Annotated in this window: 20 protein-coding genes and 1 tRNA gene; 13 read left to right on the forward strand and 8 right to left on the reverse strand. The window is 60.7% G+C overall.

Annotated features, from left to right (window positions below; all coding sequences use genetic code 11):
• Positions 1 to 39: 39 nt before the first annotated feature.
• Positions 40 to 1,800, reverse strand: coding sequence for an ATP-binding protein (locus AB8B02_RS07870; protein WP_439063615.1), 1,761 nt, complete (start codon positions 1,798 to 1,800; stop codon positions 40 to 42).
• Between the two features lie 304 nt (positions 1,801 to 2,104).
• On the opposite strand from AB8B02_RS07870, the gene AB8B02_RS07875 reads away from it, so the two are divergent.
• From AB8B02_RS07875 to AB8B02_RS07915, 9 genes are all read left to right on the forward strand, one after another.
• On the forward strand, positions 2,105 to 3,001 hold the full coding sequence (locus AB8B02_RS07875; RefSeq protein WP_439063616.1) for a LysR family transcriptional regulator: 897 nt from the start codon (positions 2,105 to 2,107) through the stop codon (positions 2,999 to 3,001).
• 182 nt (positions 3,002 to 3,183) lie between these two features.
• A complete protein-coding gene (locus AB8B02_RS07880) occupies positions 3,184 to 4,188 on the forward strand; it encodes a Bug family tripartite tricarboxylate transporter substrate binding protein (protein ID WP_439063617.1) in 1,005 nt (334 codons plus the stop codon).
• The gene (locus tag AB8B02_RS07885; protein ID WP_439063618.1) at positions 4,185 to 5,054 is read left to right on the forward strand and encodes an amidohydrolase family protein; all 870 of its coding nucleotides are present in this window, start codon (positions 4,185 to 4,187) and stop codon (positions 5,052 to 5,054) included. The genes AB8B02_RS07880 and AB8B02_RS07885 overlap by 4 nt, the downstream gene beginning before the upstream one ends.
• A 28-nt stretch (positions 5,055 to 5,082) precedes the next feature.
• A complete protein-coding gene (locus AB8B02_RS07890) occupies positions 5,083 to 5,805 on the forward strand; it encodes a PIG-L deacetylase family protein (protein WP_089267177.1) in 723 nt (240 codons plus the stop codon).
• Positions 5,802 to 6,494: a 4-carboxy-4-hydroxy-2-oxoadipate aldolase/oxaloacetate decarboxylase gene (locus tag AB8B02_RS07895; RefSeq protein WP_089267178.1), complete on the forward strand. Its 693-nt coding sequence runs from the start codon at positions 5,802 to 5,804 to the stop codon at positions 6,492 to 6,494. The genes AB8B02_RS07890 and AB8B02_RS07895 overlap by 4 nt, the downstream gene beginning before the upstream one ends.
• A 17-nt stretch (positions 6,495 to 6,511) precedes the next feature.
• A complete protein-coding gene (locus AB8B02_RS07900) occupies positions 6,512 to 7,360 on the forward strand; it encodes an ABC transporter substrate-binding protein (RefSeq protein ID WP_439063619.1) in 849 nt (282 codons plus the stop codon).
• A gap of 152 nt (positions 7,361 to 7,512) precedes the next feature.
• The gene (locus tag AB8B02_RS07905) at positions 7,513 to 8,472 is read left to right on the forward strand and encodes a catechol 2,3-dioxygenase (protein WP_439063620.1); all 960 of its coding nucleotides are present in this window, start codon (positions 7,513 to 7,515) and stop codon (positions 8,470 to 8,472) included.
• 72 nt (positions 8,473 to 8,544) lie between these two features.
• Positions 8,545 to 9,966, forward strand: a complete 1,422-nt coding sequence (locus tag AB8B02_RS07910) for a purine-cytosine permease family protein (RefSeq protein WP_439063621.1) — start codon at positions 8,545 to 8,547, stop codon at positions 9,964 to 9,966.
• 185 nt (positions 9,967 to 10,151) lie between these two features.
• Positions 10,152 to 10,225, forward strand: a tRNA-Gln gene (locus tag AB8B02_RS07915).
• 193 nt (positions 10,226 to 10,418) lie between these two features.
• Here AB8B02_RS07915 and AB8B02_RS07920 read toward each other — a convergent pair.
• Entirely contained in the window at positions 10,419 to 11,219 is an 801-nt protein-coding gene (locus AB8B02_RS07920; protein ID WP_439063622.1) for a YdcF family protein, read from the reverse strand.
• Between the two features lie 394 nt (positions 11,220 to 11,613).
• On the opposite strand from AB8B02_RS07920, the gene AB8B02_RS07925 reads away from it, so the two are divergent.
• Positions 11,614 to 12,309, forward strand: coding sequence for a N5-glutamine methyltransferase family protein (locus tag AB8B02_RS07925; protein WP_439063623.1), 696 nt, complete (start codon positions 11,614 to 11,616; stop codon positions 12,307 to 12,309).
• Positions 12,310 to 12,357: 48 nt separating this feature from the next.
• Here the strand turns inward: AB8B02_RS07925 and AB8B02_RS07930 are convergent, their stop codons facing one another.
• The 5 genes from AB8B02_RS07930 to AB8B02_RS07950 are packed head-to-tail and all read right to left on the reverse strand — an operon-like array spanning position 12,358 to position 18,410.
• Positions 12,358 to 12,624, reverse strand: a complete 267-nt coding sequence (locus AB8B02_RS07930; protein ID WP_439063624.1) for an acyl carrier protein — start codon at positions 12,622 to 12,624, stop codon at positions 12,358 to 12,360.
• 38 nt (positions 12,625 to 12,662) lie between these two features.
• Positions 12,663 to 14,231, reverse strand: coding sequence for a class I adenylate-forming enzyme family protein (locus tag AB8B02_RS07935; RefSeq protein WP_439063625.1), 1,569 nt, complete (start codon positions 14,229 to 14,231; stop codon positions 12,663 to 12,665).
• The gene (gene asnB, locus AB8B02_RS07940; RefSeq protein WP_439063626.1) at positions 14,231 to 16,261 is read right to left on the reverse strand and encodes an asparagine synthase (glutamine-hydrolyzing); all 2,031 of its coding nucleotides are present in this window, start codon (positions 16,259 to 16,261) and stop codon (positions 14,231 to 14,233) included. Before asnB ends, AB8B02_RS07935 begins: the two co-directional genes overlap by 1 nt.
• Before the next feature lie 5 nt (positions 16,262 to 16,266).
• Positions 16,267 to 17,274, reverse strand: coding sequence for an NAD(+) synthase (nadE, locus tag AB8B02_RS07945; RefSeq protein WP_439063627.1), 1,008 nt, complete (start codon positions 17,272 to 17,274; stop codon positions 16,267 to 16,269).
• Complete coding sequence (locus tag AB8B02_RS07950; RefSeq protein ID WP_175367357.1) at positions 17,271 to 18,410, reverse strand: thioesterase domain-containing protein; 1,140 nt, start codon at positions 18,408 to 18,410, stop codon at positions 17,271 to 17,273. The genes nadE and AB8B02_RS07950 overlap by 4 nt, the downstream gene beginning before the upstream one ends.
• Positions 18,411 to 19,632: 1,222 nt before the next feature.
• Between AB8B02_RS07950 and AB8B02_RS07955 the strand changes: the two genes are divergently transcribed.
• The 3 genes from AB8B02_RS07955 to AB8B02_RS07965 all read left to right on the forward strand — a co-directional run bounded on the left by AB8B02_RS07955 (position 19,633) and on the right by AB8B02_RS07965 (position 22,844).
• Positions 19,633 to 21,324: a methyl-accepting chemotaxis protein gene (locus tag AB8B02_RS07955; protein WP_439063628.1), complete on the forward strand. Its 1,692-nt coding sequence runs from the start codon at positions 19,633 to 19,635 to the stop codon at positions 21,322 to 21,324.
• Positions 21,325 to 21,627: 303 nt separating this feature from the next.
• A complete protein-coding gene (locus AB8B02_RS07960) occupies positions 21,628 to 22,509 on the forward strand; it encodes a CheR family methyltransferase (protein ID WP_439063629.1) in 882 nt (293 codons plus the stop codon).
• Between the two features lie 8 nt (positions 22,510 to 22,517).
• Positions 22,518 to 22,844, forward strand: a complete 327-nt coding sequence (locus AB8B02_RS07965; RefSeq protein ID WP_068730616.1) for a pilus assembly protein PilZ — start codon at positions 22,518 to 22,520, stop codon at positions 22,842 to 22,844.
• Here the strand turns inward: AB8B02_RS07965 and AB8B02_RS07970 are convergent.
• Entirely contained in the window at positions 22,820 to 23,017 is a 198-nt protein-coding gene (locus AB8B02_RS07970; protein WP_439063630.1) for a response regulator, read from the reverse strand. The genes AB8B02_RS07965 and AB8B02_RS07970 overlap by 25 nt on opposite strands.
• Positions 23,018 to 23,113: the final 96 nt, after the last annotated feature.

Genomic DNA, 23,113 nt, shown 5'->3' on the forward strand with positions numbered 1-23,113 from the left:
GTCACCGCAAAGCGCTTGCGGCAATGCATGCTGATGCGATTAACGTAGTGGCTTCTTGAGCAGCGAGAAGCGATCCGGATCGAGGCCGAGCGAGGGTTGCAGCATCGGGGCTTCGACGCTGCGGCTCGGCGTTGCCAGCGGCCGCTCGATGAAGCCGGGATCGTTCGGTACCTCGCGATGCGAGGTGGCGCCGCGCCAGCGTTCCAGCACCGCGCTGACGAACTGCATGTCGTGACCGGCAGCCACCGACGGCACCGTCGCGATGGTGGCCTCGGAGCGCGGCAGCTGATGCGGCGGCACTTCCTTGAAACGCAGGCGGGTCGGCAATGCGACGCCTTCACCGAAGGCGAGCACTTCGCGGGTGCCGAGTGACGGCACGAAGGAGAGCAGGTTGGCAGCGGCATCCGACACCGCGGAGCGCAGCAGCGCCTGGTCGCGCTCGTTGGCAAGGCGCATGGCGAACAGTGTGTTGCACTGGGAAATGATGGTGGCGTCGAGTTCTGCCGGACGCTGTGTCACAAGGCCGAGATAGACGCCGTATTTGCGGCCTTCCTTGGCGATGCGCGACACTGCCTTGCGGGTCGGGCCAAAGCCGATATTGCGGTCGGCGGAGGCGTAGCGATGCGCTTCCTCGCAGACGAACAGCAGCGGCGAGGCGCCGTCACTCCACAGGCCGAAATCGAATGCCATACGACAGAGCACCGACACCACGGAGTCGACGACTTCCGCGGGGAAGCCGGCGAGCTGCATGATGGTCATCGGCTTGCCGTTGGCGGGCAGGCGGAACAGATGGCTGATCACTTCCGCCATGGTGTCGCCGCCGACATTGGCGTTGTCGAACATGAAGGCGTAGCGCGGATCGTTCTTCACCGCTTCGATGCGCGAGATCAGCTTGTGATACTGGATGCGCGACGAGCGGTTCTCGAGCTTGCCCATGCGCTCGTCGATCAGCGAGATCAAATCGACCAGGCGATAGGGCACCGGCGTATCGACGGTGTAGCCGATGGTCTTCGGATCGATGCGCTTGAGGCCGATGCGGTCGGCGTTCTGGTATTGCGTGTAGACGCCCTTGGCGATCGGAATGACTTCCGAGAGGATTTCGAGCTCTTCGGGCACGCCGGGGCGGCCGGCGAACAGCACGTCGACGATTTCCTCGAAATTGAACAGCCAGAACGGCAGTTTCAGATTGCGCGGGTTCAGCACCAGCGACTTATCGCCGAAGCAGCGGCCATATTCGTTATGCACGTCGAGCAGGAAGATGCGCAGATGCGGGCGCGACTTCAGGATTTCATTGAGCAGCAGCGACACGCCGGTGGATTTACCGACACCGGTGGAGCCGAGCACCGCGAAGTGCTTGCTCAGCATTTCCTCGACGTCGACATAAGCGGCGACCGACTTGTCTTGCTGCAGCGTGCCCACGTTGATCTGCTCGGAGCCGGACGGCGCATAGACCGTGCGCAGATCGTGATTGCTGATCAGATCGACGATGTCGTCGATGGTGGGATAGTTGGTGACGCCGCGCTGGAATTTGGCCTTGTCTCCGTGCCCTATGATCTCGCCGAGCAGATCGACCGAGGCACTCGCGATATACATGTCAGATGCATGCATGTTCTCGGCGGACACTTCCGTGATCATGGCAATGATGGTCGAGGAGGCGCAACGGATGCTGACGAAGCGGCCGACGGTGCCGCGCATCTCCGAGGGTGTCATCGGGTTCACGGCGAGCAAGCCGACCCGGGCCAGCGAGCCGCGAACTGAGATAATGCGCCCGAACGACGCCGCTGCGTTTAAACTGGTCATTGATGAATTCGCGTCTCACGCCCCGGTTGGGCCGACTATGCAGGTCAGGGACTGGACAAATTGTTAAGGCGCGTCCGCGGGCTATCGGTGGGCTCTGCTCGTCAAACTTGCATTGCGGAATTAGCTCCGCACTGGAACGCGGAAACTCCGGCACTGGATACCTTGTCGCTTGTGGCTGGCGATCTGGCTTTACGCGGTTTTAACCAGCCCGCGAGGTCGGCATAGGCTGGCGTCCTGACCTTGCATGGGTCGTCGTCGCCGCGTTATCTCAGCGCGGCCGCCTTCGGCCGTGCACGGACCTCTCATGCGCATCGATTTTCCCGGCCTGCAGGCGTTTCTGAGCATCGCGGAGCGGGGCAGCTTCTCTCGCGCGGCCGCGCACCTCAATCTGTCGCAGACGGCGCTGAGCCACCGGATCAAGAAACTGGAAGAGGATCTCGGCTTTCAGCTGCTGGCCCGCACCACGCGGCAGGTGGCACTGACCCCGGCCGGGCTGGAACTGCTGCCGACCGCACGGCGGATGATCGGGGAACTCTCAGACTCCATCGATTTGCTCAGGGCGCGAGGCCGCAAGCGGCAGGAACACATCGCACTCGGCTGCCTGCCGACCATCGCCGCCTATCACCTGCCGCGGGTGCTGAAGCAGTTCAATGCGGCGCATCCGGGAATTTCGATCAAGATCCACGACAATTCAGCCAGTGAGATCGCCACGCTGGTGCAGTCCGGCCAGGCAGAGTTCGGCATCACGATCACGGCGACCAATATATGGGATCTGGCTGTCACCCCGCTGATCAAGGAGCGCTTCGTCCTGTTGTGCACGAAGGATCATGCCTTTGCGCAGCGCAAGTTCGTGGCCTGGTCGCATCTCGAGGATATGCCGCTGATCCGTATCAGTCCGCAGGCCGGCAATAGGGCCCTGATCGACGACGCGCTCGGCCATCGCCGCGACAAGCTGAACTGGCGCTACGAGGTGCAGCATCTGCAGACGGCGGTGGGCATGGTGTTCGAGAAGCTCGGCATCGCCGTGGTCCCCAGTATCGCAGTGGCGACGCAGGGAACTGCCGGACTGGTCGCTGTGCCGCTGCGCAACCCAAGTGTCAGCCGGACGGTCGGCATCATCGTCAAGCGTGGACAGCCGGTGAGCAAGCCGGCGCAGGCGCTGATCGACCTGACCCGCAAATACTTCCAGGCTGCGGGATAATCCGCTCGGCAGGATATATGCAGGAGACTGCACGATTATCCCAGATTTCTCATTTGTTTCATATATCGGAATTGGTTACTGCGGGAGCAGAACGGTCCATAGCCTTGTCGCGATGACGTGACGGCCATGGGTACCGACATAAAAACGGCAAGGGTGGACGCATCAAGCGTCTTCAATCCATCATGACGCTCCGCTTCCCGACCAGGCTCAAGCATCTGCTGAGCGCCGCGCATTTGGCGCTTGGTGCGATATTCCTCACGAACGCGGTACCTGTGGCGCAGGCCCAGTCCGGCTATCCGACCAAGCCCATTCGCGTGATTGTGCCGTTCGCGGCCGGCGGTGTCGCTGACATCACCATCCGCATCGTGGCCGAGAAGCTCGGCGACAATCTCGGCCAGCGTCTCGTGATCGAGAACATGCCGGGCGCTGGCGGAGTCGTTGCGGCGCGCGCAGTACTGTCGTCGCAGCCGGATGGCTATACGCTGGCGCTGCTCAGCAACGGCACCGCCGTCAGCGTACCGCTGTTCAAGAACCTGCCATTCGATCCCGTAAAGAACTTTGCGCCGATCTCCAGCATCGGCTTCTTCGATTTCATTGTCGGCACCAATACGAATTCGCAACACAAGACGCTGGCCGACGTCATCAAGTTCGCGCGCGACAATCCCGGCAAATTGAATGTCGGCACCATCAGCGTCGGCAGCACCCAGAACCTGTCGGCCGAATTGCTCAAATCCACGGCCGGGATCAACTTCCAGATCGTGCCCTATCGCGGAACGCCGGAAGTCATTGTCGGGCTGTTGCGCGAAGACATCGATGTGATGATCGACAATTATGTCGGGATGAAATCCGCGCTGCAGGATGGCAAGATGCGTCCTGTCGGGACCACGGGCGAATCCCGTTCGGTGATCCTGAAAGATGTACCGACGATGATCGAGGGGGGCGTGAAGGGCTATGACGTGGTGTCATGGAATGCGCTGTTCGCACCGTCAGGTACGCCGCCCGAAGCGATTGCGCGGTTGAATGCGGGCCTGCGCGAAGTATTGGCGATGCCCGATGTGAAGCAGAAGCTGCTCGATCTCGGCATCGAGGCGAAAGCGAGTTCGCCCGACGAACTGAAGGCCCGGCTGGTTGACGATATCGCCAAATGGACCGCCGTGATCGAGAAGGCAGGAATTCCGAAACAATGACGAAGCCAACCGTTCCCGGTCCCGATCCGCATACTAAAACGCCGAAGTTCAAGCTGCCGCCGCTGGCCTGCGACGCGCATACGCATATCTTCGGCCCCGGCGCTAAGTACCCATATGTCGGCTCCTACATTCCGCCGGACGCGCCGCTGGAGGACTTCCAGGCGCTGCACAAGAAGCTCGGCATCGGCCGCGCCGTCATCGTCAATGCCAGCGTGCATGGCACGGACAACCGCGTGGCGCTCGATGCCATTGCGGTGAGCGGCGGGCGTTACCGCGCGGTGGCCAATATCGATGGCACGATCACGGAGAAGGGGCTGCGCGAACTGCATGAAGGTGGCTTCCGTGGTTGCCGCTTCAACTTCGTGCGGCATCTTGGCGGCACGCCGGACATGAAGGTGTTTCACCGCATCATCGACATGATCGCGCCGATGAATTGGCACGTCGATCTGCATTTCGATGCGGTCGATCTGCCTGATTATGCCGACCTGCTGGCGAAGCTGCCGGTGATCTACACCATCGATCATATGGGCCGCGTCAAGGCTGCTGATGGCCTGGAGCAGCAGCCGTTCCGCACCCTGATCGACCTGATGAAGCGCGACGAGAAATGCTGGGTGAAGGTCTCTGGCTGCGAGCGCGTGACCTCCATAGGTCCGCCTTTCACCGATGCCGTGCCGTTTGCCAAGAAGATCTGCGAGACCGCGCCGGATCGTGTGATCTGGGGCACCGACTGGCCGCATCCCAACGTCAAGGCGATGCCCAATGATGGCGATCTGGTCGATCTGATCCCGCTCTTCGCGCCGGATCCGGTGATCCAGCAGAAGATCCTCGTCGACAATCCCGCGCGATTGTTTGAATTCGACACCTAAGCGACGCGAAAATCCGAAGGAACATCCGATGTCCAAAGCCAAGACCGGCCTCGTGGTCTCAGCCCATCCCGGCGATTTCGTCTGGCGCGCCGGCGGCGCCATCGCGCTGCATGCCAAGAAGGGCTATCGCGTCAAGATCGTCTGTCTCGCATATGGCGAACGCGGCGAGTCGCAATTTGCCTGGAAGCAGGCGGGTATGACGCTCGACAAGGTCAAGGCTGGCCGGAAGGACGAAGCCGAGCGCGCGGCGGCGTCGCTCGGCGCCGAGATCGAATTCTTCGATGCCGGTGATTATCCGTTGCATCTGACCGAAGCACACAAGGAGCGGCTGATCGATATCTATCGGGAGCTCAATCCAAGCTTCGTACTGACGCATTCGCTCGAAGATCCCTACAATGTCGATCATCCCGCGGCGACCGCCGCCGCACAGGAAGCCCGCATCATCGCGCAGGCGATGGGGCACAAGCCTGAAGCGGAATACAGCTACTCCGCGCCGCCGGTGTTCCTGTTCGAGCCGCATCAGCCGGAGATGTGCAATTTCAAGCCGCAGGTGATCCTCAACATCGATGAGGTCTGGGACATCAAGCGCAAGACGTTCGAAATTCTCGCTGCGCAAAAACACCTCTGGGCCTATTACGAGCGGGTGGCCTTGCAGCGCGGCATGCAGGGTGGCCGCAACACCGGCGCGGCCATGACCTATGGCGAAGCCTATCAGCGCCTGTTCCCGATGACCGTGGAGACACTGGCATGAAACCCGTCGTCGTCAGGAATATTCAACGCGCGGATGCCGACGTCGTGCAGCGGCTCGGCGCGCTCGGCGTCTCCACGGTGCACGAGGCCTATGGCCGCTTTGGCCTGATGAAGACCTATATGCGGCCGGTGTGGTCCGGCGCAGAGGCCGCCGGCACCGCGGTGACGGTGCTGGCGCAGCCCGGTGACAACTGGATGCTGCATGTGGCCATCGAGCAGTGCAAACCCGGCGACATGCTGGTGGTGGCCTGCACGACGGACAACACCGACGGCATGTTCGGCGATCTGCTCGCGACGTCGCTGAAGGCGCGCGGCGGTGTTGGCCTGATCATCGATGCCGGCTGCCGCGATATCAAGACGCTGCGCGAGATGGGCTTTCCGGTGTGGTCGCGCGCGATCTCGGCGAAGGGGACGGTCAAGGCGACGCTCGGCGCGGTGAACGTGCCGGTGGTCTGCGCCGGTGCGCAGGTGACGCCGGGTGATGTCATCGTCGCCGATGAAGACGGCGTCGTGGTGATCCCGCGCAAACATGCTGCGGAGGTTGCGGTGAAGGGCGAGAAGCGTTTTGCCGAAGAGGACGCCAAGCGGCAGAAGCTGGCTTCCGGTATTCTCGGCCTCGACATGTACAATATGCGGGAGCCGCTCGCCAAAGCGGGTCTGGTTTACGTCGACGATCCCGATCAGGCCTGAGCGGGGAGGAGGCTGGCATGCGGCTTCGTATTCTGCTCGGCGATCATCCGCATACGGCTGCGTTGAAATCCGGCGCGATCACGTCTGATCTCGTCGAACTGGACTTCGCGGACTACAAGCCCACCAACAAGGGCTTCAAGCCCATGGTGCGCGACGGGGCCTTCGACATCGCCGAAATGGCCATCGTCACCTATCTGATGGCCAGGAGCTACGACAAGCCGATGGTGCTGCTGCCTGATGTGATGATGGCGCGGCATCAGTTTGGCTTCGCGGTCACGAGCCCCGGGGCTGGTATTGCCGGACCTAAGGATCTTGAAGGCAAGCGCGTCGGTATTCGATCGTTTACGACGACAACGGGCGCGTGGCTGCGCGGCATACTCGCCAATGACTACGGCGTCAATCTCGATGCGATCGAATGGATCACCTTCGAGGAGCCGCATGTCGCTGAATATGTCGACAGCACCACCAAGGCACCTGCCGGCAAGGCGATCATGCAGATGTTGTTCGACGGCGAACTGGACGCCGTGCTCGGCGAGAAGAGCGACGATCCACGGGTGGCGCAACTATTCCCCGACGTAGCCGCTGCAGAGAAAGCCTGGCTGGCCAGGCATGGCGTGGTACCGATCAACCATATGGTGGTGGTCAGCAAGCAATTGTCCGATACGCGGCCCGACGTCGTGCGCGAAGTCCACCGTATGCTGGAGGCGAGCAGGGCGGCGGCAGCCGGCAAGAGCCTGTCTTTCGATGCGGATGCCATGAATCGTTCGCTGGCTCTCATTACAGACTATTCTGCGCAGCAGGGGCTGATCCCGCGCAGGTTCAGCGTTGATGAGCTGTTCGACGACGTGACGCGCGCGTTGCGATAGCGCGCCGTCGCCCTCATCCTGAGGAGCGGTCGTCTTCGACCGCGTCTCGAAGGATGAGCGCCCAATTCCTCATGGTTCGAGACGCGCGAAGACGCGCTCCTCACCATGAGGGGATCGAGTAAGCTCGACTAGAATACTGGAGGAAACGACCAATGACTCCCGAACCCATTTTCGATCTCGCGCATCTCGGCCATCTCGAATTGCTGACGCCGAAGCCGGACGAGAGTCTCAAATTCTTCGTCGACGTGATGGGCATGACCGTGTCGGGTCGGCAAGGCGAGTCGGTCTATCTGCGTGGCTGGGACGACTATGAGCGCTATTCGCTGAAGCTGACGGCGTCGAACACGTCGGGTATGGAACACATGGCGCTGCGGGCCCGCAGCCCGCAGGCGCTGGAGCGCCGCGTCGCAGCGCTGAAGGGCTCCGGCTACGATATCGGCTGGACCGACGGTGACCTCGGCCACGGGCCGGCATTTCGCTGCCGCGACCCGGACGGACATATCGTCGAACTCTATTACGAGACCGAATGGTACGAGGCGCCGCCGGAACTCAAGCCGGCGCTTAAAAATCAGGCGCAGCGCTATCCGGCGCGCGGCATCAATGTGCGGCGGCTCGATCACCTCAACTGCCTTGCGGTGGATATCAAGGCCAACCGCGAGTTTTTCGAGCACTATATGGGGCTCCGGCTGACCGAGCAGATCGTGCTCAAAGACGGCACGGAAGCGGCGATGTGGATGACCATGTCGAACAAGAGCTACGACTTCGCCTATTCGCGCGATCACTCCGGCACCAAGGGGCGCTTTCACCACGTCACCTACGCGCTGGACAGCCGCGAAGACATTCTGCGCGCGGCCGATATCTTCCTGGAAAATGGCGTGTTCATCGAGACCGGACCGCACAAACATGCGATCCAGCAGACCTTCTTCCTCTATGTCTACGAGCCCGGCGGCAACCGCGTCGAAGTCGCGAATGCCGGCGCACGGCTGATCCTGGCGCCGGACTGGAAGCCGATCGTCTGGACCGAGGAGGAGCGCAAGAAGGGGCAGGCCTGGGGCCTCAAGACCATCGAGTCGTTCCACACCCATGGAACGCCGCCGGTGCCCCACAAGTAGCAAGCCGCTCTGCCGGGATTGGTACGCGTCTTGCTTTGTTGACCTCAGGTTGTTTCTGACGTGGGGGCGAGCATGACTAACTCTGAGTTGCGGGCAGACATCCACAGTATCGAACCGATCCCCGATGCCGACCGGGATTCCACCGGGCCGCAGCAGATGTGGATCTGGGCGGGCGCCAATATCGCGCCGGTGAACTGGGCGCTCGGCGCCCTTGGTATCATTCTCAAGCTCGGTCTGTGGGAGACGATCGCGGTCATCGTCATCGGCAATGCGGCGGGCTCCGCGATCTTCGCCGCCTTCACGGTCATGGGCCACAAGACCGGCGTCAACCAGATGGTCCTCGCGCGCTCGGCCTTCGGACGCCGCGGCGCCTATCTGCCGAGCCTGTTGATGTTCCTGATGACGCTCGGCTGGATCGGCGTGAACACCTATTTCCCGGTCAAAATCTCCATGGCCATTCTCGGCCAGTTCGGCATCGCGGATAGCTGGTTCGCCAATCTCGTGGTGATCACCATCGTGATGGTGACGCAGGTGGTGATCGGCACCTATGGTTTCTATGCGATCCGCACCTTCGAGAAATACACCGTGCCAGTCACGGTGGTGATCATGGTGCTGATGAGCGTGCTGGCCTGGAGCCAGCCCGGTGTCGTCAACTGGAATCACACCACGTCGCTGCCACCGGGCCCGCATCTGGCGATGCTGTCGCTGCTGATGACCGCCGTCGGCGTGGGCTGGGGCATTTCCTGGGTGACCTGGGCGTCGGACTATTCGCGCTTCGTGCCACGTTCGACCTCGTCGAAGGCCGTGTTCTGGTACAGCTACGTCGGCATGTTCGTGCCGTCGGTGTGGCTGGCCATTCTCGGCGCCACCATCGCGTCGGTGACGCTGGACACCGATCCGGCCAAGATGGTGTCGGCAGTGTTCGGTGGCATCGCCAGCATTCTCGTGCTGCTGCTGGTCCTGCACGGGCCGATCGCCACCAATATCCTCAACGTCTATTCGTCTGCGCTGGCGGCGCTCAGCATGGGTGTCCGCTTCTCGCGGACGATGCTGGCGCTGATCGTCGGCGTCGCCGGCTATGCGGTGACAGTGTATTTCATCTTCGCGCCGTCTTTCGCCAAGGCGTTCGACAACTGGCTGATCAGCCTGCTGATGTGGATGAGTCCCTATGCCGGGGTGGTATTGGCCGACTTCTTCGTCAGGCGGAAGAGCCAGATCGATATCGCCGAACTCTACAAGTCGCCGGAGACCAGCATCTATGGCGATATCAACTGGAGCGGCATGATCGCGTTCTTCGCCGGACTGATCGCCACCTGGCTGTTCCAGGATGGTCTGGTGCCTGCGTTGCAGGGGCCGATCTCGATCAACCTTCTCGGCGGCGCGGATCTGAGCTGGCTGGCCGGCATCGTCGTGGGCGGCGGCGTCTATCTGGCGCTCAGCAGGCGCCTGGCGCCGGAGCCTATGGCCATCCCGGTCGGTGGGCCGGGCGAATAGGCAAGGCGACCGGACAGGCCGCGTCTGCGTGGCCTGTCCATTACCAGTGGTGTCAATGAGCCGTCATTTCCGTCCAGAGGCCTTGCGCTTTGTCCGGCGGACGGGCTAGAACGCGCCCGAACGAGATGAGCATCTCTGTTCCGACCGATTCCAGACTGGATTTTTACGTAAGTCTCTGAATCGTTTGGGGAATGGTGTAACGGTAGCACAACAGACTCTGACTCTGTTTGTCTAGGTTCGAATCCTAGTTCCCCAGCCACACTAGAATTTCCCTTCGCAGATCAAAGACTTCTAACCCGCAGTCGTTTCGAGAAAATCCGGTGGTCCACAACAATGGCCCACACGAGGCTCGAATGGCGTCCGGTCGGTACCTGCGGCGGCGTGGCCATACGTGGCCTTTGGCTTCCGATGGCTTGGGGCGCTTGCCGCCTGCATATCTCGGGCCCGGAGAATCAATGTGCATCGGGGCCGGGCAGCAAGTCGTCGATCCGCCCCGTGGCTCGATAGGCAATGAGCCCAAACCATTCGCGCACCGCAATGTCGGTCCGCGACAGCCCGCCAAGGGCGAGGGTGGTGAAGGAAAGTGCGTCGCGCCGACCGCCGACCCACCAGTCGACCGGATAAGCCTCGACCGGAAATCCGGCTTTGCGAAACAGGCCAATCGATCGCGGCATATGGAACGCTGATGTCACCAGAATCCAGCGCTCGCCCGGCGTCGGCGCCACGAGCGCCTTGGTGAACTCGGCGTTCTCATGCGTGTTGCGCGATTGCCGCTCCATGATCAACCGCGATTTGTCGACTCCAAGGCTAGCGAAGAGCGCGGCGGCGTAATCGGCCTCTCTGGCATCCGACACCAGCCTCGGACTGCCGCCGGTGAACACCACGCGTGCATTCGGATATTGTCGCGCCAGCGCTGCGGCTGCGATGATGCGGTCGGGCGAGCGACGGACGACCGGCGTGTCACGCGCAAGCGAAACATCGGCGTCGATCGAGCCGCCGAGCACGATGATGCCGTCAGGCGCACGCTGTCCCGCATCCCATGGCGGGAAGCGCGATTCAAGCGGATAGAGCAGCAATCTTCCAGCCGGTGAAAACGCGGCCACCACAAGCAGCACGGCGGCTGTGATCATAAGCCCGCGGCCAAGCGAAGAAAGCCGTGTTGCCGAAAGGATCGCGCCGAGCACGCCGAGGCCGATCAGGAAATTGACCGGCGCAAGTGCGTTGCCAAGAGTCTTGGACAATATAAAAAACAACGTAAGGCCTCAGCCTCGTTGATACCAAGAGCGCCATAGCAGCAAACGGCCAAGGAAGCCATCGTCACGAATCGTTAGCCCGCCGGACAGGGTGCCGGATCGCCGCGGCCCCGTTCATGAGAACTTGAAAAGCGGGACAGGCAAATACCACGCAGCCTCGAAGTGGCCGAAGTCAGAGTGAGGTCTGCGTCGTCGGATGACCACGCAGCCGGTGGGGTGCCGCATCGCCAAAATGCGTAAGGAGCGCTGCCGAAAACAACTGCATTGCCGCTATCGGCCCATCTACCTCATTGTGACTACCGCCATTGCCACATGGACAGGGCATGGTTCTGTCCGGTGCATGATCACGCCGCATGCAACAGTTATCGCGCAACGTCCAGGCAGGGTGACCGCAATGAGCGAAGTGATCAACGTCGCCAAAGCTTACGATAAGGGACGCACACTATTTATGGGAATAGAGTTGCTGGTCGCACCCGGTGCGCTCGTCCCCCGGCCGGAAACCGAATTGCTTTGCGCGAGCGCTATCGATGCTCTGCGTCAGTTAAACGTGGCGGAGCCGCGGGTGATCGACATGTGCTGCGGCGCAGGCAATCTGGCATGCGCCATCGCTCTCAAGATCCCCGACGCAAGCGTCTGGGCGAGCGACCTAACCGATGGATGTGTCACTGTCGCACGTCGCAATGTCGCCTATCACGAACTCACGCAACGCATGTCGGTGCTTCAGGGCGATCTGTTCGACGCTTTTTCAGGTCTGTCGCTGGATGGGACCATCGACCTGATCGTCTGCAACCCACCCTATATTTCGGAAACGCGGCTCAGAGGCGACCGGGCCCCCTTGCTCGAACTCGAACCACGTGAGGCATTCGCAGCCGGTCCTTACGGACTTAGCATCCATATGCGGGTTACGAAGGACGCAGTCCGATATTTGCGGCCGGGCGGCATCCTCTTGTTCGAGGTCGGCTCCGGTCAGGAGCGACAGGTGACAACCCTTCTTGAGCGCAACAAGAGCTACGAGAGCATCAGCGTGGTGACGAACGAAACGGGCGAAGGCCGCGTCGTTATGGGATACCGCAAAGGCGCAACAACCTGAACCGCTACGGTGGCGTTCGTGACGCGGTCTGGACGCTGCAGGCAAACATCAGCTCTTCTTGCTCATGACGAAGCGTGAAATTCCCTCGATGGAATCCAGGTTCTCAGGCAAGAGCTCGCTATCTTCGACCGTGATGCCGAAGGTCTCCTCGATGAACCCGATGACCTCGAGCACTCCGGTCGAGTCGATGACGCCCTGGTCGAGTAGCGATGTATCGACCTCAAGCGAGTTCGCTTCAGCAATGTAGAAGTTCGACAGCAAGAAATCACGAACTTGCCTTCGATAGGTCTCGAGTGGTTCCCTGACTAGCAACATGTTTCAACTCCAATGCGTAAAGAAAAGTCACGATCGGATCATTCGGAAATCGACTCCTGCAGTGCTCTCTTGTTGAGTTTCGCTGTATTCGTTCGCGGCAGGCTAGGCACGACCACAATACACTTCGGCACCATGAAGCTTTCGAGACGTCGCTGGCACTCTTTCTGAATCTGCTTCTCGCTCAGTGTTGTTCCCTGCTCGATAACGACAAACGCCTTAACTGCCTGCCCGAGGAGCTCGTCGGGAACGCCAATAACCGCGGCTTCCCTCACGCCCGGAATATCCATCAGCACGTTCTCCACTTCCTTGGGAGCGATCTTCTCGCCTCGGGACTTTATGATCTCGTCGCTGCGGCCAACGAAGTAGAGGTAGCCTTCCGCGTCCATCCGGCAGTAGTCACCGGTGTACAGAACCTGCTCGCCTGGCAGCGGACCAGGCTTGAGTTTTCTGGCCGTGGCTTCTGGCTTGCCCCAATAGCCTCGCATCACCGTCGCGCCGCGAATGACAAGCTGGCCGACCACGTCGGGGCCCACGCGTCTGTCGCGCTCGTCGACAATCCACATCTCGGTATTCGGGATGGCGATCCCGACGCTGAGCGGCTTTCGATCGATATCCTCCGGGGGCAGAAAGGTGCAGCGCTTGCATTCAGTGAGGCCGTACATGGAATAAATGCGGGCATCCGGGAATAGATCCTGCAGCAGACGAATGTGCTTCATCGGCAGCGCAGCTCCGGTGTTCGTGACATAGCGGATACTCGAGAGATCGTGCTCCTTTATCGACTTGAGCCCCGACAGCGTCGAGAAGATCGTCGGCACGCCGGGCAGGCCGGTTACTCGCTCCTCGGCGATAAGCCCGAGAATCTGTGCCGGAAAGGCGAACGACCGTTCGAGGACCAGCCGCGCGCCCGTGCGAAACGCCATGATCATTTGATACAGGCCGTAATCGAAGGCAAGCGGCAGGACATTCAAAATGACCTCGTCTTCGCGTAGCGCGAGATATGAGGCGATCGACGTGCACGCGCTCAGCATGTTCCGGTGCGTTAGCATCACGCCCTTGGGATCGCCCGTCGATCCGGAGGTGTACACGATGGCCGCGAGATCGATATCGATGCAGCGGCGCGCGGGAGCTACGTCGTGGCTGGCGGCGCCTGCCGCGCTCCAGCGTACCGCATGGGGCAGCCCCGTCAGTTCGACATCGTCGACGGGCCCGGAAACGATCACTCGGCGCAATGACGGGCATGCCTGCGCGGGCTCCTTGAATATCGGCAAGAGATGTTTGTCGGTGATAAGCGCCGTCGGCTGGCAATCATTGAGCAGGTAGCCAAGCTTGTCGCGCTTGGTGAGCGGATTGACGATGCACACCACGGCATTCGCCTTCAGCACGGCCCAGAAACTGACGACGGTCTCGACAGTGTTGTCGGCGAAGATAATCACCCGATCGCCACGTTCGACTCCGCTTGCGACCAGATAATTCGCGATTGCGTTGGAGCGTGCCTCGATCTCACCATAGCTGACGCGATGCTTGCCGCACACCAGCGCCACCTTTCCACCGAGATGACGGGCGGAGTGGATGAGGTAATCGTGCAGGAGCGGTACAGGACCATGCATCAGGAAAGGGCTCCCTCAACCCGGTGCTCGCGATCGATATCGACGGTCAGCTCCAGAGCGTGGCGCCCACCAGGACGGCTTGCGATGAATTGTTGGTGCAGGAGCTGGGTCGATAGCACGCCGACCATCGCCATGTTGTCGGAGTTCGAGAGATCGCCGTTGCCGGTTGCTGCCTGTGTCCGGCACTTGCTCCGCAGGCGCGCGACCGCGTCAGGATCGAAGACGTTTGCTTCGCGAATAGCCGTTTCCGAAAGCGCGTCGTCGATATAGGCGGGCGTATCGCGGCCAACGAAACAGAGAGCGTCGGGCGCGCGGAATGGCTGCTTCTTGCGGGCGATGATCTCCGACGGCACGATCGGCTCTGCGACGCGCTTCAGAACGTGCTTCTCGTCAAGGACGCGGAGCTTGTAGGTGGGCGGCAGCGAATTCGCCAGCGCGACCACGTCCTCGTCAAGGAAAGGAAAGCGACCTTCAACCGAATGAGCCATGAGCATTCGATCGCCCTGAGAGGACAGGAGATATCCCGACAGCAGTGTTTGGATTTCAAGATATTCATCCTGCGCAAGGGAGCTCCATTGCGTGAATTCCGGAGGTAGACCGGCGATCAACTCGGAAACCGCATCGTGCCTCGCCGACTCCGCGCTCATGTCGCTGGAGAACAGTCGTTTGATGCCGCTGGTCGTTCGCCAGCGGGTGTCATGCGCGAAGCCCGGCGCGGCGTGCTCCGACAGATTGCGCCCGAAAAACTGCCGGGCCATCGCCTGCTGCCGTACCGGCGAGCGTGTGAGATAAGGGTAGAGACGCTCAAGCAGTCGCGCGCGGCGTGTCGACGCAGGTTGCCGACCCCAGAACCGGCGGACCTTGCCTTCGCGAAAGAGATCGTAGCCGGCAAACATTTCGTCGGCGCCTTCGCCGGACAGCACAACCTTGACGCCGCAGGCGCGCACCAGGCGCGACAGCAGGAACAACGGCGCCGGCGCCGTTCTCAAGATCGGACGCTCGGTGTGATAGATGACCTGCGGAAAAATCTCGGCGATGTCGCTGCGCGAGACCACCACTTCATGGTGCTCACTCCCGGTGACACGGGCAACCAGTCGCTGGAAGTCGGTCTCATCATATTCGGCGTCAGCGAAACGCAGTGAGAAAGTTTGGAAGCGTTCGCCGGCAAAGTGGCATCCCATTGCCGCAATAAGCGAACTGTCGAGCCCGCCGGACAAATAGCTGCCGACGCTTACGTCGGAGCGCACCATTCGAAGCGACGTCGCGGATTCCAAAGCGCTGCGCACCTGCTTCACGGCATCGTCGAGTGAACCGGCAAACTGGCCGTCGGGCGAACTGGACAATTGGGGATATCGCGGCTTCCAGAACGCTTTCTCGCGAACGTTGCCGTTTTCATAAATGCGGAAATGTCCCGGGACGAGCTCCTTGATCCCTTGAAACACGCTCTGCGGCGCCACAACGGTCCAGAGAGTGAATGTCTGATCGATGCCGGCTGGATCGAAGGTGCGGGGAATCGCTGCATCCGCCGCGAAGATGGCCTTCACTTCGCTGGCGAAATACAGTCGACCTTCGCGCTCGCAGAAATGCAAAGGGCAAATGCCGGTGCGATCGCGCGCCAACACCAGACGACGGGCTACCGAGTCCCAGATCGCGAGCGCCCACTGTCCGGTCATCCGCTCAAAGGCGTCCTCGCCCCAGGCTCGATAGGCGTTGACGATAACCTCCGTGTCGCTGCGGGTCCGGAACCTGTAACCAAGCAGGATCAGCTTCTCACGCAACTCAACGTAGTTGAAGATTTCGCCGTTGAACACGATCCACGTCGTGCCGCTCGCGTCCGCGAGAGGCTGTTGACCGCTCGAAATGTCGATGATGGACAAGCGGGCATGTGCCAATCCCGCGCGTTCGTCCCGGTATAGGCCGCGCTCGTCCGGGCCGCGATGGGCGAGCGCGCCGAGCATGCGCATCAAGGCTTCGCGGGAGGGGGGCCCTGCGGCGGCGGTTACTGACACTATGCCCGCGACACCGCACATGCAGGTTAGTCCTCGAACACTTGAGTGACGAGCAGGGGTCGTGCGTGGAGGTAGCGCGTGACACGACGCTTGGCGTCAATATCCCTGAATACCAAATCGACCTGGGCTGCTGTCAGTCCGATAGCCTCTGCGACTTCGTCTGACGGAATCCCGTGATTCACCGCGTAAAGGCACAGATCCATCTGGTGATAAGGTAGCGCAAAATAGAACTCCTCCTGGCTCTGCGGCATCGAGAACGTATCCGTGGTCGGTGGCCTGCGCTGGATCTCCTCCTCGACCTCGAGATATTCCGCGAGCTGATAGACCTGTGTCTTGTAGAGATGAGCGATCGGCATCACGTCCGCAATTCCGTCGCCCTGCTTGACGAAAAAGCCCAGGTCGTGCTCGAGACGGTTCGGTGTGCCGGCGACCGCGTATCGGAGGCGGTCGGCGTGGTAGTACTCCGTCATCTTGCGGACACGCTGCTTGAAATTGGTCGCGGCGACGATCTGGAGATAGGCGTTTGACGAAAGACGAACGGTGCGGGTGCTGCCGTCGCGGCTCTGAACCGTGAGACGGGTGATATTCAATCCGTTGCTCGCGAAAACCGACGGTAGCACCAGCTTGCATTTCCAGCCGTCGTCATATTCGGGAACGACAGTCCGGATTGCCTCGATCTGCCGGCGATAGGCGCCGAGCCCCTCGAGGGCGGGCGATATGTCTTCCAACACAGTATCGATGCCAAGCTGCGCCGCCCAACTGCGGCCGAGCCTCAGCGAATCGTCCGAAGAATGGTGCTCGGGCATGAAGATACCCAAGACCTTGTCGTTGCCGAATGCACGCACGCACAACGCCGCGACGACGGAGCTGTCGATGCCGCCGGAAAGACCAACGACAGCGCCGCGGCGCCCCAACACGCTCAAGACCTGTTGGCGTAGCGTCTGGACAATCTTCTCGACTTCGGCAGCGGGATCGAGCGCCAATACGTTGTTGCCAAACTCCCGCGCAGCCGGAATGTGCGCAGCAAGGGTCATGACAGCGCTTTCCGCTTGCAAAATTCGGCCGGCGTGTAGGTTTGCACGACCGCACTCTCGACCAAGGGGAGGTTGGTGGCGAGGTAGGGCTCGACGACGAGCTCGATATGCGTGCCTGCGACGGGGATCACGTCCAGGCTTGCGAGTGAGCAATCCCAGCCGAGCGATTGCGGCGCTCCATCTCGGTTGCAGCGAAACAGTGTAGCTCCGATCGGCAAAGACGGCCTGGGCGACGCCAGCCATTGGTAGAAAGCTCGCGACCGCAACACCTCTTGCAGCTCAAGCCTAATTCGGAAGCAGGTGGCGTTGAACTTCCCTCGCGCATAGCGATGAAGCATCCAGGTAAGGGGGGCCTCGCCACCGATTGCTGCCGTAACCTTTGCGAGTGCTCGGCAGGCTATTCGCGAAATGTTCACACGATTGGCGCGGAGCCGCCGCAACGTTCGGGCTAGCGTCTCCCGGTAATCGCGGCCCTCGTTGATAATCGCTGTATCGAGAATCCCCAGGAACTTGATGGACCGCCGTGCTTCCAGCAGCCGCGCCGCAACTTCGAATGCCACCACACCACCAAGGGAATGGCCGAGAAGGCGAACATGTCCGACGGGTTGGCTCCGGCGGATTTGCTCCACCGCCGCATCTGCCATGGAGGCGACCGTGTTATTTCCGGCGAGGATGCTCCCCAGGTCGGGGTATTTGATCGGGACGACCCGGGCGATCTTGCCGAGCCCCGCTGCAAAAGCGGCCATGCTCGGACCGTAACCGAGGGACCCCGGCAACAGGAACAGGATGGGACGCAGATCGGCTTGCACGCCCACGGCTTTGGCGGTTGCCTTCCCGGACACAATCGCCTTGACCATCTCCGCGGCTGTCATATCGAGCGCGAAGTGTGCGACCGAGAGCTCCAGCCCGGTGGCGCTCTCTATTTCCTGAATGCACCGCTGCAGCCTTGATAAATCGTCGGCTTCCTCCGAGGTTCCAGGCATGTTGGGGGTGTTGAAACTCGTGGACTGGGCATCCCGCACGATTTGATAGATCGTCGGCTCGCGTCCCTGCGCCCATGAGGGCCGCAGCCTCTGGTTGACGAACGGGTCGGCCGGTCGTTCCACCACTTCTGGTTGGAGATAAGTCCGAGCCATAGGTCACCTGCCGAGCCTAAAGCTTGTTATCGCCGGGCATGGAAATTTCGACATCCTGCGTTTGAAGGACGTCGCCGACAGATGGGACAACGGTGTGCCATTATGTCGCGGTGGCGCTGCCGCTGAGCTTCATTGATTTCCGCGATCATCTCGGGTTGGCACGGCGGGATTGCTGCTCATTCTCACGAGCACGCGATGATCGAGGTGGCTTGGTTCCGCGTTGCTGGAAAGTAGCAAGCCAGGCGCTGCGCTGAACACCAGCTCGATATGAATGCCCAGCGCTGTGACGACGACTGGGTGCAGTATGTCGTCCGGAACATGTTCAGAAAGGTACTTGAGGGCCGCACCTTCACCATGACCGGCCCGCTCCAAGCTGAGGCGAAGGAACTCTCTGAAAGCTGCCGGGCGATCATCAGGAGCGCTGCAACGGAGTACCGCATAGTAAAAGTTGTGGAACGGAGCAAGACAACCGGACTTGAGTCGATGACTTCACTCCGCGGAGGTATCGATGTGAGAGCAACGAAACTACCAGCAGTCAATCTGTTGCTGTGCCGCCGTTGCGGGGGGGCACGCACTCTTATCAAGATTGTGGCGCAGCCTAGAGCCAGTCTGCCCGGCGATCGTAGGACGTTCCGGTGTCCCAGCTGCATGTCGTCCCAGACCTACCAAATCAACCGGCACGGGGCGCAGCTACTATCTTCGGATTGAGATGCAATTGGGTGGCTATAATCTGACTGGAAAATATCCGGACCGGATTGCTTCTGATTCTCCAACCAGCACGCTCAGTCGTGTTCGCACGCCGCGTCGCTTCTCGCGCTGAGCGATGGATAAACTTCAGGTCGGCAATATCGGTGGCTGGAACCAAAAGTTGCGATTCTGATTCGCTGCTTTGGCCGGAGGCCATACGTCGTCGCCACACTACGCTGCTGCGCGCCCACAAGTAGTGAAATTGTAGCCATCAACCTCAGATGTTTGTCGCTAACTGGCTGATATTGCAGGCCATCGAAAAAGAGAGCTCCGATTCATTTTTGTTCAGTCAGAATGTCGCACCTTTACCAACGGTTTACATAATACCTACAAATTGCAGGAACGGGACTTGATAACAAGAAAGTCATCGACCCCCGTGTTCGTCGCTCTGCCATTGCACTTCTGCTGACTGCTTCATTTCCACGACACCCCGCACATTGCGGACCAACGGTCGAAAACCGAGGGACCCTTCGTCATGCTCGCCAGCCTGTCTATTCGCGCCAAGATCACCATTGTTCTTTCATTTTTGCTGCTTGCGATGACGGGTCTGGGCCTGGTCGCGGTTCGCAAGATGCAGGCGATCAACGCCAATGCGGTGGATATCCAGACCAGCTGGCTGCCAAGCGTGCGTTTCCTCGGCGATCTGCGCTCCGGCGTCATCACCTATCGCAACGTGATCCGTCAGCACATGCTGTCCGAGACGTTGGAGGAGAAGCTGGCCAATGAGAAAACGCTCGAGACGGTGGTGGCGAGCAACACCGCTATCCGCGCGAAGTATGAGAAGCTGATCACCTCGCCGGAAGAGCGCGCGCTCTACGAGGAATGGAGCAAGCTCTGGGACAGCTACAAGAAGGGCACGCTCGATGTGATGGATCTGTCGCGCAAGAGCGCCGGCAAGATGCCACAGGAAGCCAATGCGTTGAACACGAAGACCGTGAATCCGATCGGCCTGAAAGCTGACGAAGTCCTGAACAAGGACATCGAGCTCAATCTCAGGGGATCCGATACTGCCGGTGCAGACGCCCTCGCCAATTACGATGCTGCCTTCATGATGGTTGTCGCAATCCTCGTCGTCTCGGCGTTGCTCGGCATCGGCATCGGCATCTACCTCGTGCGGGACGTCTCCAGCGGCATCGCATCGATCGTCAAGCCGATGCAGGCGTTGGGCCAGGGCGATCTGACCGCGGTCGTGCCGCATCAGGGCATGAAGACCGAGATCGGCACGATGGGAGACGCGCTGCAGATCTTCAAGCAGGCGCTGATCGACAAGCGTGCCGCGGACGAAGCAGCAGCAACTGATGCAGAAGCCAAGATCGAGCGCGGTCGCCGCGTCGATAGCATCACCCGCGAATTCGAAACGATGATCGGCGAGATCGTCGAGACGGTGTCGTCCGCTTCGACCGAACTGGAAGCCTCTGCCAGCACGTTGACCGCGACTGCCGAACGTTCGCAGGAGCTGACAACGACCGTGGCAGCCGCTTCGGAGGAAGCCTCGACCAATGTGCAGTCGGTTGCTTCGGCGACCGAGGAGATGGCCTCGTCGGTGAACGAAATCAGCCGCCAGGTGCAGGAATCGGCCAGCATCGCCAATCAGGCCGTCGATCAGGCACGCCTGACCAACGATCGCGTCAGCGCGCTTGCCAGTGCGGCCGCTCGCATCGGTGACGTCGTCGAGCTGATCAACAACATCGCCGGCCAGACCAATCTTCTGGCGCTCAACGCAACTATCGAAGCAGCGCGTGCCGGCGAGGCCGGTCGTGGCTTCGCGGTGGTGGCATCGGAAGTGAAGGCGCTGGCCGAGCAGACGGCGAAAGCCACCGGCGAGATCTCGACGCAGATCTCCGGCATCCAGGCGGCGACGCAGGAATCGGTTGGTGCGATCAAGGAGATCGGGGACACCATCGGCCGGATGTCCGAGATCGCTTCGACGATCGCCTCGGCGGTGGAAGAGCAGGGCGCTGCGACCCAGGAAATCTCCCGCAACGTCCAGCAGGCAGCGCAGGGTACCATGCAAGTCTCGTCGAACATCACCGACGTTCAGCGTGGCGCCAGCGAGACCGGCTCGGCATCCTCGCAGGTGCTCTCTGCAGCGCAGTCGCTGTCCTCGGACAGCACGCGTCTGAAGGTCGAGGTCAGCAAGTTCCTGAACGCCGTACGCGCAGCCTGACGCTTACAAATATCAAGTCCTCGAAGCCGGCGCGAAAGCGCCGGCTTTTTCATTGTCAATTGACGCCGCTTCCACCCATTCGCTTGGTGCGCTGTTCTGTTTGCGCAGGTTATGGGCTACCGCGTGCAACGGTTATGTGGTCGCGCTTCTCAACTTTGTGCCCGGCGCTGCGCAACGTCCTGCGGCGTCTTGGCGATCTCTTAGTCATTTGCTGCAATCGTGTATTACGCGCTTTTTGCACGCAGCGGCATACCGTCGTCGCTGCAAGTTATTTGGACCGGCGTTGCGTCTTAGAAAGAGACCATGACCCCTATCGATTATGAGTATTTGCAGAAGATTCTGAAAGATCGTTCCGGATTGGTGCTATCGGCCGACAAGAAGTACCTGCTCGAAAGCAGATTGATGCCGCTGGCGCGCAAGGCCGGTGTCGCCGGGATCAGCGAACTCGTTCAGAAGATGAAAGCCGGTTCCGAGCCGATGATCTCGGATGTGGTCGAAGCCATGACCACCAACGAGACCTTCTTCTTTCGCGACAAGACACCGTTCGAGCATTTTCAGAACACGGTCATTCCCGACCTGATCAAGGCGCGCGCTGGCAAGCGTAGCCTGCGGATCTGGTGCGCCGCCGGCTCGACCGGGCAGGAGCCATATTCGCTCGCCATGATCATGAAGGAACTCGGCGCCGCGCTGACGGGGTGGCGCGTCGAGATCGTGGCCACGGATCTCTCGCCCGAAGTGCTCGAAAAATCACGCACTGGCGTCTACACCCAGTTCGAGGTGCAGCGCGGCCTGCCGATCCAGTTGCTGGTGAAACACTTCAAGCAGACCGGCACGACGTGGCAGCTCAATGCTGACATCCGCGCGATGGTTCAGTTCAAGCAGTTCAACCTGCTGCAGGACTACGCGCATCTCGGCAAGTTCGACGTCATCTTCTGCCGCAACGTGCTGATTTATTTCGATCAGGCGACCAAGACTGAGATCTTCGGCAGGCTTGCCAAAGCTAGCGAACCTGACGGCTATCTGTTCCTGGGGGCAGCCGAGACCGTGGTCGGTCTCACTGACCGCTATCGGGTTTGCTCCAATCGTCGCGGTGTCTATCTGCCGGTGAGTGCGCAAGCGTCGCCATCGATCGTGCCCGACATGGGTGCCGGACTGAAGACGTCTCCCGCCAGTATGCGGGCGTAGGAGCGGTCATGGCAGAAGAAGTTGCAACCAACGGGCGCGTCATTTTCGGGCGTGGCTACAATGTCTGGATCATGGCCATCGACGGCACATGGCGGCGCAGTTGCGTGCTGAAGGCTGTGTCGAGTCATGATGCTGAGTTGATACTCGAGACCTCCATCGAGGGCCTCAATCTGAAAGAGTTCTTCCTGCTGCTGTCATCGACCGGACTTGCCTATCGCCGCTGCGAACTGGTCAAGGTCAACGGTGCGCAGATCGATATTCGCTTCCTGAACACCAAAGGTAGCAAGAAGAAATCGCCGGCGAAGAGCGATCACGGCGATATGGCTGACGCCTGATCATGCGGCATCAAGATATCGATAATCATCACATCGAAGCTTGTATCTTCCAACACGAATAGACCGATCTCGCCACCATCGGCCGAGACGGTTTCGAAGTCCTCGCGTTCCAGTGTCAGCCTAATAGACATGGACACGAGTGGGTCGTCGTCGACGACCAGAATGCGTTTCATGGCGGCGCCCCCGCGCGCTGGAGTGAGCCTGCAGTCACTCTCCACGCAACACGCAACCATGACGCGACGAATCGCCGACGACGCCAAGTGTTTAGT

Origin of the sequence: Tardiphaga sp. 862_B3_N4_1, assembly GCF_051811085.1 — a bacterium.
GTDB lineage: Bacteria > Pseudomonadota > Alphaproteobacteria > Rhizobiales > Xanthobacteraceae > Tardiphaga > Tardiphaga robiniae.